Annotated in this window: 12 protein-coding genes and 1 other RNA gene; 7 read left to right on the forward strand and 6 right to left on the reverse strand. The window is 72.3% G+C overall.

Going from position 1 to position 11,955, the window contains the following annotated elements:
- Window positions 1-169, reverse strand: a 169-nt coding sequence (locus tag HGA02_RS21785; protein ID WP_168677458.1) for an AAA family ATPase, incomplete at its 3' end; no start/stop codon positions are given.
- Between the two features lie 115 nt (window positions 170-284).
- Between HGA02_RS21785 and HGA02_RS03055 the strand changes: the two genes are divergently transcribed.
- Both HGA02_RS03055 and HGA02_RS03060 read left to right on the forward strand, forming a co-directional pair.
- On the forward strand, window positions 285-1,373 hold the full coding sequence (locus HGA02_RS03055; protein ID WP_343035239.1) for a class I SAM-dependent methyltransferase: 1,089 nt from the start codon (window positions 285-287) through the stop codon (window positions 1,371-1,373).
- A gap of 104 nt (window positions 1,374-1,477) precedes the next feature.
- Window positions 1,478-3,877 (forward strand): alpha/beta hydrolase, encoded by a 2,400-nt coding sequence (locus HGA02_RS03060; protein ID WP_343035240.1) that lies wholly within the window; start codon window positions 1,478-1,480, stop codon window positions 3,875-3,877.
- Window positions 3,878-3,994: 117 nt separating this feature from the next.
- Here the strand turns inward: HGA02_RS03060 and HGA02_RS03065 are convergent, their stop codons facing one another.
- Both HGA02_RS03065 and HGA02_RS03070 read right to left on the reverse strand, forming a co-directional pair.
- Entirely contained in the window at window positions 3,995-4,885 is an 891-nt protein-coding gene (locus tag HGA02_RS03065; RefSeq protein WP_343035241.1) for a hypothetical protein, read from the reverse strand.
- 29 nt (window positions 4,886-4,914) lie between these two features.
- Window positions 4,915-5,571 (reverse strand): DUF6318 family protein, encoded by a 657-nt coding sequence (locus HGA02_RS03070; protein ID WP_168677462.1) that lies wholly within the window; start codon window positions 5,569-5,571, stop codon window positions 4,915-4,917.
- Between the two features lie 188 nt (window positions 5,572-5,759).
- On the opposite strand from HGA02_RS03070, the gene ssrA reads away from it, so the two are divergent.
- The 3 genes from ssrA (at window position 5,760) to HGA02_RS03085 (ending at window position 7,688) form a co-directional block, all read left to right on the forward strand.
- Window positions 5,760-6,128: a transfer-messenger RNA gene (gene ssrA / locus HGA02_RS03075) on the forward strand.
- A gap of 178 nt (window positions 6,129-6,306) precedes the next feature.
- Window positions 6,307-6,954, forward strand: a complete 648-nt coding sequence (locus tag HGA02_RS03080; RefSeq protein WP_168677464.1) for a helix-turn-helix domain-containing protein — start codon at window positions 6,307-6,309, stop codon at window positions 6,952-6,954.
- A 212-nt stretch (window positions 6,955-7,166) separates the two neighbouring features.
- A complete protein-coding gene (locus tag HGA02_RS03085) occupies window positions 7,167-7,688 on the forward strand; it encodes a hypothetical protein (protein ID WP_168677467.1) in 522 nt (173 codons plus the stop codon).
- Window positions 7,689-7,833: 145 nt separating this feature from the next.
- On the opposite strand, the gene poxB is transcribed toward HGA02_RS03085, so the two are convergent.
- Window positions 7,834-9,552: a ubiquinone-dependent pyruvate dehydrogenase gene (poxB, locus tag HGA02_RS03090; protein WP_168677469.1), complete on the reverse strand. Its 1,719-nt coding sequence runs from the start codon at window positions 9,550-9,552 to the stop codon at window positions 7,834-7,836.
- Window positions 9,553-9,586: 34 nt separating this feature from the next.
- Window positions 9,587-10,204: a TetR/AcrR family transcriptional regulator gene (locus HGA02_RS03095; RefSeq protein ID WP_343035243.1), complete on the reverse strand. Its 618-nt coding sequence runs from the start codon at window positions 10,202-10,204 to the stop codon at window positions 9,587-9,589.
- 174 nt (window positions 10,205-10,378) lie between these two features.
- Between HGA02_RS03095 and arr the strand changes: the two genes are divergently transcribed.
- Both arr and HGA02_RS03105 read left to right on the forward strand, forming a co-directional pair.
- Window positions 10,379-10,807, forward strand: coding sequence for an NAD(+)--rifampin ADP-ribosyltransferase (gene arr, locus HGA02_RS03100; RefSeq protein WP_168677474.1), 429 nt, complete (start codon window positions 10,379-10,381; stop codon window positions 10,805-10,807).
- A gap of 117 nt (window positions 10,808-10,924) precedes the next feature.
- Window positions 10,925-11,401 carry a CoA-binding protein gene (locus HGA02_RS03105; RefSeq protein WP_168677478.1) on the forward strand — a complete coding sequence of 159 codons (477 nt, stop codon included), beginning with the start codon at window positions 10,925-10,927 and terminating at the stop codon, window positions 11,399-11,401.
- A gap of 9 nt (window positions 11,402-11,410) precedes the next feature.
- Here HGA02_RS03105 and HGA02_RS03110 read toward each other — a convergent pair whose 3' ends face one another.
- Window positions 11,411-11,821: a hypothetical protein gene (locus tag HGA02_RS03110; RefSeq protein WP_168677482.1), complete on the reverse strand. Its 411-nt coding sequence runs from the start codon at window positions 11,819-11,821 to the stop codon at window positions 11,411-11,413.
- Between the last annotated feature and the right edge of the window lie 134 nt (window positions 11,822-11,955).

Genomic DNA, 11,955 nt, shown 5'->3' on the forward strand with positions numbered 1-11,955 from the left:
GCAGCGTCGTCATGCCGTGCGCGGCCGCGTCGTCGGCGGCGTCGTGCAGCAGCGCCGACTTGCCGATCCCCGCCTCGCCGACGACGACGAGCGTGCCGCCCTGCCCGACGCGCGCGCCGGCCGCCAGGGAGCGGATCACCTGGCGCTCGTGCTCGCGGCCGACCAGCACCGTCCCACTCTAGGGAGACCCCAGGGGGACCCCCTGATGCGATGCGGGGTTCGTCACCGGGAAGGTCGAGATCGGACAAACCGTCCACGACGTCTCTCGAACAAGGAGCACCACCGTGACCCTCCAGGCCGACGCGCCGCAGCGCACCATCGACCCCGACAAGCTCATGTCCTTCGTCTTCCGTGCCGTCGACGAGGTCGGCGCGACCCTCAACACCGCGCTCGTCGTCATGGGTGACAAGCTCGGCTACTACCGCACGATGGCCGACGGTGAGCCGATCACCCCGGCCTCGCTCGCCGAGCGCACCGCGACCGCCGAGCCGTACGCGCGGGAGTGGCTGTCGGCGCAGGCCGCCGGCGGCTACGTCGAGTACGACCCGTCGACGCGCCGCTACACGCTGCCCGCGGAGCACGCGGCCGCGCTCGCCGACCCGACCAGCCCCGCGTACCTGCCCGGGTTCTTCCAGCTCGCCGCCGGCACCGTCCGTGACGCGCCGGAGATCCTCACGGCCGCGACCGACGGCGACGGGCTCGGGTGGCACGCGCACAACGGCAACGTGCACCACGGGTGCGAGCGGTTCTTCCGCACCATGTACAACGGGCATCTGCTGAACGAGTGGCTCCCGGCCCTGTCCGGCGTCGTGGAGAAGCTGACCGCCGGGGCGCGCGTGGCCGACGTCGGCTGCGGGCACGGCGCGTCGACGATCCTCATGGCGCAGGCGTTCCCACGCTCGACGTTCGTGGGATCGGACTACCACGCGGCGTCGATCGCGGTCGCGCGGGCGCGGGCCGAGGAGGCGGGCGTCGCGGATCGGGTGACCTTCGAGGTCGCGTCGGCCACGGAGTTCACGGGGCAGGGGTTCGACCTCGTCGCGATGTTCGACTGCCTGCACGACATGGGCGACCCCGTCGGCGCCGCGCGCTACGTCCGCCAGGCGCTCGCCGACGACGGCACCTGGATGGTCGTCGAGCCCATGGCCGGCGACCGCGTCGAGGACAACCTCAACCCCGTCGGTCGCACGTACTACGGCTTCTCGACGCTGCTGTGCACGCCCGCGTCGCTGTCGCAGGACGTCGGACTCGCGCTCGGCACGCAGGCCGGACCCGCGCGCATCCGCGACGTCGCGACGGCCGGTGGGTTCGGCGGCTCCTTCCGGACCGCTGCTGCGACGCCGTTCAACAACGTGTTCGAGATCCGGCCGTGAGCAGCTCGCGAACCTCGCGCCCGTCGGGTGCGCCCCGGGCCGCCGGTGCTTTCGGTCCGGGGGGAGGGGGTGACCTGGGGGCCGTGGCGGCGCAGACTGCGTCTGTGAGCCACGGCCCCCGGGCCACGCCCGAGCAGTCGTCGTCGGCGGCGCGCCCTGCGCCCGTCGGTGGACCTGCGCCCGTCGGTGGACCTGCGCCCGTCGGTGGTCCCGCCGTCGGTGGTCCGGCGTCGACGACGTCGACCAAGACCGCCGCGCGACCGGGCGGGACGACGTCGTCGGACCTCCCGCGGGCTCACCCGAGCCGGTCCGCCGACCCGGACGTCGAGGGCGTCGCGACGCGCGGCGACGTGCGGATCGCCTGGGCCGTCTACGGCGACCACCACGACGCGTCCGTCCCGACCGTGGTGCTCGTGCCGACGTGGTCGATCGTGCCGTCGCGGTTCTGGAAGCTGCAGGTCGGCTACCTCGCCCGGCACTTCCGCGTCGTCACGTTCGACGGGCGGGGGAGCGGCGCGTCGTCGCGGCCCGTCGGCGCCGCCGCCTACACCGACGCCGAGTACGCGGCCGACCTGCTCGCGGTCCTCGATGCGACCTCGACGTCGGCGCCCGTGCTCGTCACGCTGTCGTGCGGTGCCGCCTGGGCTGTCCACCACGCCGCTCGGCACCCGTCGCGCGTCAGCGGCATCGTCGCGATCGCCCCGTCGTGCGGGCTCGACGTCGCGACCCCTGGTCGTGACGAGGTGCCCTGGGACCGTCCCCTCGACACGACGCACGGCTGGGCGAAGTACAACAAGCACTACTGGCTCGGCGGCGGGTACGACGACTTCGTCGACTTCTTCTTCCGGCGCATGTTCCCCGAGCCGCACTCGACGAAGCAGGTCGAGGACTGCGTCGGGTGGGCGCACGAGATCACGCCGTCCGTGCTCGCCGACACGACGGCCGGTCGGCTCGGGTGCGACGGCGCCGTGTGCGAGTCGATCGTGCCGCTCGCCCGCACCGTGACCTGCCCCGTGCTCGTCGTCCACGGCTCCGACGACCGCATCCGACCGGTGGCCTTCGGCGAGCGGCTCGCCGAGCTGACCCGCGGGTCGCTCGTCGTCCTCGACGGCGCCGGCCACGGCCCACCCGCCCGCGACCCCGTCAAGACGAACCACCTCATCCGCTCGTTCGTCGAGCGTGTCGCCGGCCCTTCCGGTGCACCGCGGATCGAGGGACCGGAGGTGGACGCCGACGTGCCGCTCGTCGCGTCCTCGGGCGTCGCCGTCCGCCGCACGTGGACCCGTGCCCGCAACCGCCGCCGACGCGCGCTCTACCTGTCGTCGCCCATCGGGCTGGGGCACGCCCAGCGCGACGTCGCGATCGCCAGCGCGCTGCGCGAACGGCGTCCTGACCTGGAGATCGACTGGCTCGCGCAGCATCCCGTGACCCGCGTCCTGGCCGAGCACGGCGAGCGCGTCCACCCGGCGTCCGCGTGGCTGCGTAACGAGTCCGGGCACGTCGAGCACGAGGCCGGCGAGCACGACCTGCACGCGTTCCAGGCGATCCGGCGCATGGACGAGATCCTCGTGCACAACTTCATGGTGTTCTCCGACGTCGTCGAGGGCGGCGACTACGACCTGGTCGTCGGCGACGAGGCGTGGGACGTCGACTACTTCCTGCACGAGAACCCCGAGCTCAAGCGGTTCGCGTTCGCGTGGATGACGGACTTCGTCGGCTGGCTGCCGATGCCCGACGGGGGAGCGCACGAGGCCGCGCTGACCGCCGACTACAACGCCGAGATGATCGAGCAACGTGCTCGGTTCGCGCGGGTGCGCGACCGGTCGGTGTTCGTCGGGTCGCTCGACGACGTCGTCGACCAGCCCTTCGGCCCGGACCTGCCGTCGATCCGCTCCTGGACCGCCGACAACTTCTCGTTCGCCGGCTACGTGACGGGCTTCGACCCGGTCGCGGCCGCCGCCGAGGCGCCCGCCGTGCGCGCGCAGCTCGGTGTCGCTCCCGACGAGCGGCTGTGCGTCGTGACGGTCGGCGGCTCCGGCGTCGGCGGCCCGATGCTGCAACGCGTGCTCGACGCCGTCCCCGCGGCCCGGTCGCTCGCCCCCGACCTGCGGTTCGTCGTCGTCGCCGGACCGCGCATCGACCCGGCCTCGTTGCCCGCTCCCGACGGTGCGACCGTGCTCGGCTACGTCCCCGACCTGTACCGGCTGTCCGCCGCGTGCGACGTCGCCGTCGTGCAAGGTGGCCTGACGACCTGCATGGAGCTCACCGCTCTGCGCAAGCCGTTCGTCTACGTCCCGCTCCGCCACCACTTCGAGCAGACGTTCCACGTGCGCGCCCGCCTCGACCGCTACGAGGCCGGCCGCCACCTGCCCTACGAGGAGGCGGTCGACCCCGACGGCCTCGCGGAGGCCATCGCCAAGGAGGCCGGCCGTGAGGTCACGTACCGCCCGGTCGAGACCGACGGCGCCGCCCGCGCCGCCGAACTTCTCGCCGACCTCGTCTGACCGACACGACCTGCTCGCAGACGTCTGACCGACGCGCACTGCTCTCCGACGCCGTTCGGTCGGCGCCGCCCGGTGGCACCGGCGGGACGGCGAGCGTCGGCCGTCGCCCGAGCGACCTCAGCAGTCGTCGGGCTTGGGGATGTCGGTGCAGAGGTCGTCGACCAGTCGCGAACGGCGCTCCTCGACGGTGAACGGTGCGCTCGTCGTCGCGGTCGTCGCCGTGCCGTTGACGTCGCGCCACACCGTCGTGCCGTCGACCCGGTAGCGGCCCTGCCACGTCGTCGTGAGCGTGACCTGCACGGTGCCGAGCCGCTCGTAGAAGTGGAACGTGTCGTGGTCCGGCCACGCATGCCCCGGGCTGGTCGTGACCAGGTCCGCGGACCCGTCGCCGAAGTCGTACCGGTAGCTCGCCGGCGTCGCGACGACATCGACCCCGTACCCGAGCAGGTCCGTCCGCAACGTCTGCTCGGCGGGGTCGGTCATGACGACCGTCTCCTTGTTGACGAGCACCCACCCTCGGTCCGGCTGCAACCGCAGCACGGGCGCCGCCAACGGCAACCGCCGGAAGTCCGCCGCCGTCATCGTCGGCACAGCATCCTCCGGACACGAGTAGCCCAGCGCCAGCGTCCACTCAGCCGGCCACGGGTCGGTGAACTCGGCCCGCGTCTGCCGCCACAGAGGCAGGACGGGTGGCCCGTCGACGCAGACGGGGACGGGCACGGTGGTGTTCGACGGCCCGCATGCGATCCGGCCGTCCCCGTCGCTGTCGCCCCCACCGAACACGTCGTCGGCGTCGCCCATCTCGACACCGCCACCGGTCGTCACGTTGCACATCGGCGCTCGTGCGTACCTCGTCGTGGCGAGCGCCGGATCGGCGGACCTCGATCGCTGCAGCTCCTGCGCGGCCTCGAACGCGTTGACGACGTAGGCGCCTCCTTCAGCCTGCGAGCCCCAGTCCGCGGCGCTCGCCACGCCGGGCGAGCAGATGACGATCGTGCCAGCGGCCACGATGGCGAGTGCCAGCGACCGTGCACGCCTCACGCCGTGACCACCTCAGAGTCCACAGCGCGGACCAGCCATTTGCCGTCCTCGTAGAGAAGCGCCATCTCCACCGAGTAGGTCTCACGTTCGGGATCGTCGTTCACGACCATCCCAAACTCGTTCTCCTCGTGCGATGGTGCCTCGTCGATCGTGAGATGCACGGCGAAGTGCTTCTGGGGCACGACCTCCGTGGCGGTCACCGAGGAGACGGCGATGCCTCCTCCGATCGTGCGTTCGCCGCGCTCTATCTGGCGGGCCACGTCGGCCTGTGTGCTGCTGCAGAACCCACACTCCGCGTGGCTGAGGGCCGCGAAGTCGGCTACGTCGTTCGTCTGTACCGCGTATGGAAACAGTTGTACGAAGTACGCTGCGACCGCCGTCGAGCCCTCTACCGTTGGTGGCGAGTCCATGGCGGCGGGACGCTCCGGCTTCACGCCATCCGGGAGAGCCGCGATCGTCCCCGGCGTGTCCGGTGTCGGCGTCGTCGTCGGCGACGCATCAGGCGTGAGCGTCGCGGTCTCCCGTGGGGAAGCGACGGGGTCTGTCGGCGTCGGTTCGGCAGTGCACGCGCCTGCTGCGACGACGACGAGTGTGGCGACCAGTGCCGTGACGGCCGGGCTCACGCGGCCGTGCCCCCTTGCGCGGTTCGACATGGGGGCGAAGGTAGTCGAACCGGACATCTCGGCGACGGCGTCATCCACAGCCCGGTCACCCCCGGGTCGCGAGTCTGGGCGGCAGCCATGCGCCGGGAATGAGTGCGACGGGGGCGGCGTTGGGGCAGTAGGCTGGCCGGAGCCGCACCGCAGGTGAGCCTCGGGTCGGCAGCTTGAAAACTAAACATGGGGGTGATCGGTTTCGACGGTGATCGTCGAGTCAGGAGAAGCGGGTCGAGGACGCACGGTTATCTCGTCAACGCTCCGTGCAAATCATAGGTGCCGATAACAAGCGCACCGACTTCGCCCTCGCCGCCTGAGCGAGCCTCGAAGTCCGTCGGCCTAAGTACGCTCTCGACTTAGTTCCCGGCGTCATCTAGAGAGCCACTGCTGATCCTCATCGTCAGTGTGAGGATCGGGACTTCTAGCTGACTGGGCCTGTCCACCTTCTCGTCCGTGGGAGTGGTGGAGGCCGAGAAAATCCATCACGGACTGCACCCGGAGAATCCCTGGTTCCACGTCATCGGACGCGGGTTCGATTCCCGCCACCTCCACAGTTCGAAGGGACCCATCCGCACGGATGGGTCCCTTCGTCGTTCGTGGACATCCGTGCGCTTCCTCGTGCGTCCTCCCGGCTTCTGATCCGCGACGTACCGCCGGTTCGGCTGCCGATGACGCGCGATCGCAGCGCCGAACCATAGGCACACAGCTTCCTTCGGCGGTAGGGTTGTGCCTATGGAACTGTCGGTGGCCGAGGCTGCGGAGCTCCTCGAGGTGTCGCCGCGACGCGTGCGCCAGCTGATCGAGGCCGGCCGTCTGCAAGCTCGGCAAGTCGGGCGGCAGTGGCTCGTCGAGGCCGCGTCGCTGCCGTCGCGTCCGCGCCGCGCCCGGCCGATGGTCCCGGATGTCGCCTGGGCGATCCTCGCGGATGTCGCCCCGGATGACTACGCGCCGGACGAGGCATATCGGTGGCGTCAACGTCGCAACCGTCTCGTGCACGACGCGGAACCTGAGCAGCTGCTGGCGTCGTGGGTCAGCTCGCGCGCGCGCCGTCAGGTGTTCGAGGCTCGTGCGCCGCACGGGCTGCTCGACGACGAGCGGGTCGTACCGTCGGGGTTGTCGGACGGGCGTGCCGGCATCGCCGCGGGCAATCTCGTGGAGGGATACGTCCGGGCCGTCGACGTGGACGCCGTGCGGCGCGAGTACCTGCTGCGGCCGGGAGGAGTCGCGGCGAACGTCGTCCTGCACGTCGTCGACGAGCTGCCTCCCCGGCCGGTGCCTCGCCTCGTCCTGGCGGCGGACTTGGCCGAGCATGACGAGCCCAGGGCGCTGGCCCGCGCAGGCGCCCTCATCCGGGAGACCCTCGCGAGGGGAGGATCGTGAACGTCGCGATGCCCGTCATGCGGGAGTCGCAGCGGGCTGGATGGCACGCGCTGTTCGACGTGTACGACTCGCACCCCACGGGCTGGACGCTCGTCGGCGGCCAGATGGTGCACCTGTGGTGCGCCGAGCGAGGGCGGTCACCGATGCGGCCGACCGACGACCTTGACGCCGTGCTGGACGTCCGAGGAGAACCGAGCAACCCGGGCGTCCTGATGACGTTCACGACCGTTCTCGACGGTCTCGGATTCGTCCCCGCCGGTACGTCGCCGACCGGGCATCAGCACCGGTGGGTCAAGGGCGACGCGCAGATCGACGTGCTCATCCCGCGGCATGTCGGCGAGCGGGCCGCTCAGCGCAAAGGCGCCGGTGGCGGGACGACGCTCGAGACGCCCGGTGCGCAGCAGGCGCTGGACCGGACCGAGAACGTGCAGGTCACCGTCGGCGATCGGGCCGGGACCGTGCGACGACCGAGCCTGCTGGGTGCGTTGGTGGCGAAGGCTGCCGCGCACACGGTCACCCTGGACACCGCAAGGGCGCGACACCTCGACGACTTCCTCGTGCTGACCACGCTGATCGAACCCGCTGACCGCGTCGACGCGGCGACGCGGCGGGACCGCGATCATCTGCACGGGATGCTGGGAGCCATCGCGAAGAGTCGCCGCTCGTTGCTCGCGGTCGACGGTGCGCAGGACGGCGTCTACACGCTCCGGCTCGCGCTCGGCCTCGAGCTGTAGGCCGCGGACTCGAGCGCGTGCGCCGGCCCCGTGTGCCGCTCGTCGGCCGGAACGGGAGCGGACTGTGGCCCGGCGCGGCGTGGAGCCGCTCGGACGCGTCGACGGGCCCACCGCGGCGGCGGGCCCGTCGTGCGTCACGCAGGTGTCAGAACACCTGGCGGAGGTTGGCGCGGGTGAGGTCGAGGAGCTCGTCGCCGCGGCCCGAGAGCAGGGTGCGCAGCGCGTAGAGCGCGAAGCCCTTGGCCTGGTCGAGCTTGACCGACGGCGGGATCGTGAGCTCCTGGCGCTCGGTGACGACGTCGATGAGCGCGGGCCCGTCGTAGGCGAACGCCTCCTTCAGTGCCCCGTGCAGGTCGGCGGACGCGTCGACGCGGAACGCCTTGAGCCCGGCGGCCTGGGCGATCGCGGCGAAGCTCGGGTTCTCGAGGTCGGTGGCGTTCGTGACGAAGCCGGCGGCCTTCATCTCGAGCTCGACGAAGTTGAGGGACGCGTTGTTGAAGACGACCACCTTCACGGGCAGGCGGTTCTGCGTCAGCGTCAGGAGCTCGCCGAGGAGCATCGCGACGCCGCCGTCGCCGGACAGCGCGACGACCTGGCGGCCGGTCGCGGCGGCGGCGCCGACGGCCTGGGGCAGCGCGTTGGCCATCGAGCCGTGGATGAACGAGCCGATGAGCGAGCGGCGGCCGTTCATGTGCAGGTAGCGCGCGGCCCAGATGACGGGGGAGCCGACGTCGGGGATGAAGACGGCGTCGTCGGCGGCGAGCTCGTCGATGACGCGCGCGACGTACTGCGGGTGCAGCGGCTGCGTGCCCTTGCGCGGGGTGGCGAGGTCGTCGAGCTTGGTGCGCGTCTTGGCGTAGTGCGCGAGGGCCTCGTCGAGGTGCTCGCGGTCGGTCTGCTGCGGGAGCAGGGGGAGGAGCGCGTCGACGGTCTCGGCGACGTCGCCGACGAGGCCGAGGGCGAGGGGCGTGCGGCGGCCGAGGTGCTCGCCGCGCAGGTCGATCTGGACGACCTTCGCCTTCTCGGGGATGAAGGCGCGGTAGGGGAAGTCGGTGCCGAGCATGATCAGCGTGTCGGCGGCCTCCATGGCCTTGTACCCGGAGGCGAACCCGAGCAGGCCGGTCATGCCGACGTCGTACGGGTTGTCGTGCTCGACGAACTGCTTGGACCGCAGCGTGTGGACGACGGGCGCGGCGAGCTTGCCGGCGAGCGCGACGACCTGGTCGTGGGCGTGCTCGGCACCGGCGCCGGCGAGCATCGTCACGCGCTTGGCGTCGCGCAGCAGGGTCGCGGCCTCGTCGAGCTCGGACGACGCCGGCAGCACGCGCGGACGCGTCGCGCGGACCGGTGTGGCGGTGGTGTCGAGCGCCTCGGCGAGGGCGATGTCGCCCGGGATGACGACGACGGCGACGCCGCGCTTCTCGAGAGCGGTCTGGATCGCGGTGCGCAGGATGCGCGGCATCTGCGTCGGCGACGAGACGTACTCCGAGTACACGGACGCCTCGCGGAACAGCTCCTGCGGGTGCGTCTCCTGGAAGTAGCCGCTGCCGATCTCCTCGGTCGGGATGTGCGCGGCGATCGCCAGGACCGGCACGCGCGAGCGCTGCGCGTCGTAGAGGCCGTTGATGAGGTGCAGGTTGCCCGGCCCGGCGCTGCCGACGGCGACGGCGAGCTCGCCGGTGAGCGCGGCCTCGGCGCCGGCGGCGAACGCAGCGGCCTCCTCGTGGCGGACGTGCACCCAGTCGATGCCGGAGCCGCGCAGCGCGTCCGTGAAGCCGTTGAGCGAGTCCCCGGGGATGCCGTACACGCGCTTCACGCCCGAGGCGACGAGGGTGTCGACGATGTTCTTGGCGACGGTGGTCATGGTCCTTCTCTCGGTGGTGGTGTCGTCGCGAAGGTCAGGACGCGGCGGTGGGTGCGGTGGTCGGGGCGGCGACGGCGGGCCAGACGAGGTCGCAGACGTGACGGGCGAGGTCGTCGTCGAGCGGGGCGTGACCCCAGACCAGCCGGTGGTAGACGGGGGCGAACAGCACGTCGACGACGAGGGTGATGTCGACGTCGGCACGGACGCCGCCCTGCTGGACGCCGCGCTCCAGGTGGTGCGCCGCGGTCGCGCGCCGTGGTTCGAGCCAGCGCTCGAGCATCGCGACGCCGACGGCCCGGTCGCTCGCGGCCGCCGCGAGGAGCTGGCGGACGAGCTGCCCGGCGGGGGTGTCGCGCAGCAGCGTGACGAGGGCGTCGACCTGGAGCGTCAGCGCCTCGCGGACGGGGAGCGCGTCGTCGAACTCGATGCTCTCGTGGAACCGGTCGAGCAGCCCCTCGGCGAGCACCGCGGCGGACGACGGCCACCACTTGTAGATCGTCGTCCGGGAGACGCCGGCGCGCGACGCGACCGCGTCGATCGTCGGGACCCGGCCCCCCTCGAGCGCGAGGTCGGTCGCGGCGTCGAGGATCGCGTGCCGGGTCCGCTCGGAGCGGGGGCGTCCGGCGCGCGGTGGCGTCGAATTACTGGACACGATGTCCACTATAAGCCCGCGTCGCGCGGACGGCACGCCCACGTGGTCCACGTCACGACGTCCGGCGCCGGCACACGTGCCGACGCGCGCGACGACGCGTGCACGCGCCAGGCACGCGCGCCGGCGGCGGGCGTGCCAAGGTGCACTCGGAGCGACGACGACGAGGAGGCGGCGATGGTCGACGCACCGGTCCCGTTCGAGGTCCACGAGTCCGGGGCCTACCTGCACGGCACCAAGGCCGACCTGCGGGTGGGCGACCTGCTCGAGGCGGGCCGCCGCTCGAACTACGGCACGGGCCGGGAGGCCGGGTTCGTCTACGTCACGCAGACGCTCGACGCCGCGACCTGGGGTGCCGAGCTCGCCGCGGGCGACGGACGCGGACGGATCTACGTGGTCGAGCCGACGGGCGACCTCGAGGACGACCCGAACGTCACCGACCAGCGCTTCCCGGGGAACCCCACGCGGTCGTACCGCACGCGCGAGCCGGTGCGCGTCGTCGGGGAGATCGCCGACTGGGTCGGTCACCCGCCCGAGCAGCTCGCGACGATGCGCGCACACCTCGCCGAGCTCGACCGGCAGGGCGTCGAGGCGATCGAGGACTGACGCGGCAGGCGCCCTGTCGGACGCCGCGCTGAGGCGTCCGAAGTCGGGTCGATGGTCCCGGACCGCGGCACCCCCTGCGTCACTAGCGTCGAGTCGACGACTCGGGGTGGAGCGACCATGACCAGCATCAAGGAAGCAGCCGACACGTTCCTGGACTCCCGGCGGATCGCCGTCACGGGCGTCTCCAGGACACCGGAGAGCCATGGCGCGAACGTCGTGTACCGACGCCTGCGCGAGGTGGGCTACGAGGTGTTCGCGGTCAACCCGAACGCCGCCACGGTGGAGGGTGACCGGGCGTACGACACCCTGGGCGCGATCCCGGGCGGCGTCGACGCCGTCGTCGTCGCGACCCGGCCCGAGCACGCGCGCGGGACCGTCCAGGAGGCGATCGACCTCGGCGTCGGGCAGGTGTGGATGCACCGCTCGGTGGACCGCGGCAGCGTCGACGACGACGCCGTGCGGCTCGGTCGCGAGCACGGGCTCACCGTCATCGACGGCGGCTGCCCGCTCATGTACGGGCGGGCCGCGGACCGCGGTCACCGCGTGATGTGCCGCCTCATGACCCTCACGCGACGGGTCCCGCGCGAGGTCTGAGCGCGCGGGTCAGCTGGCGTCGAGGGACAGCCGGACGCCGTCGTCCTGCGCGCCGACGTACAGCGACCAGGTCACGCCGTCGACGACCTTGGTCCAGGTCACCGAGCCGTCCGTCGCGCTCGGGTCCGTCCAGCCCGAGTCCTCGGCGCTCGCCGTCAGGGCGGCGACGACGTCGGCGGCCGTGGTGCCGTCCTCGGGAACGAGCGTCTTCGCCGCCTTCGCGACGACCCGCTGGCCGAGCGACGAGCCGCCGTCGCGCGTCACGACGTCCTGCACGGTCGTGCCGGGCACCTCGAGCGTCCACACCGGCTCGGCCTGCAGCCGCGCGAGCGTCCCGTCGCCCGACGAGCACGCCACGAGCGCCGCGAGCGCGAGGACGGCGACGACCGTCGCGGTCACGCGGCGCCACGTGGCGTGCACTCAGTCCTCCTGACGACGGGTCCGTCGGGCCGCCGCGAACGCCCCGAGGACGGTCAGCGCGCCGACGGCCACCGCCAGCATGGCCCAGCGGAGGACCTCGCCGGCGTCGGAGCCCGTCGTGGCGAGCGGAGACG

The sequence above is a fragment of the Cellulomonas septica genome, assembly GCF_012396155.1.
In the GTDB taxonomy this organism is placed as follows: Bacteria; Actinomycetota; Actinomycetes; order Actinomycetales; family Cellulomonadaceae; genus Cellulomonas; species Cellulomonas septica.

Excerpts from the sequence above, each read along its gene's own strand:
- HGA02_RS03070 (WP_168677462.1), bottom strand. The coding sequence starts at position 5,571 with ATGTCGAACCGCGCAAGGGGGCACGGCCGCGTGAGCCCGGCCGTCACG.
- HGA02_RS03080 (WP_168677464.1), top strand. The coding sequence starts at position 6,307 with ATGGAACTGTCGGTGGCCGAGGCTGCGGAGCTCCTCGAGGTGTCGCCG.
- HGA02_RS03085 (WP_168677467.1), top strand. The coding sequence starts at position 7,167 with ATGACGTTCACGACCGTTCTCGACGGTCTCGGATTCGTCCCCGCCGGT.
- poxB (WP_168677469.1), bottom strand. The coding sequence starts at position 9,552 with ATGACCACCGTCGCCAAGAACATCGTCGACACCCTCGTCGCCTCGGGC.
- arr (WP_168677474.1), top strand. The coding sequence starts at position 10,379 with ATGGTCGACGCACCGGTCCCGTTCGAGGTCCACGAGTCCGGGGCCTAC.
- HGA02_RS03105 (WP_168677478.1), top strand. The coding sequence starts at position 10,925 with ATGACCAGCATCAAGGAAGCAGCCGACACGTTCCTGGACTCCCGGCGG.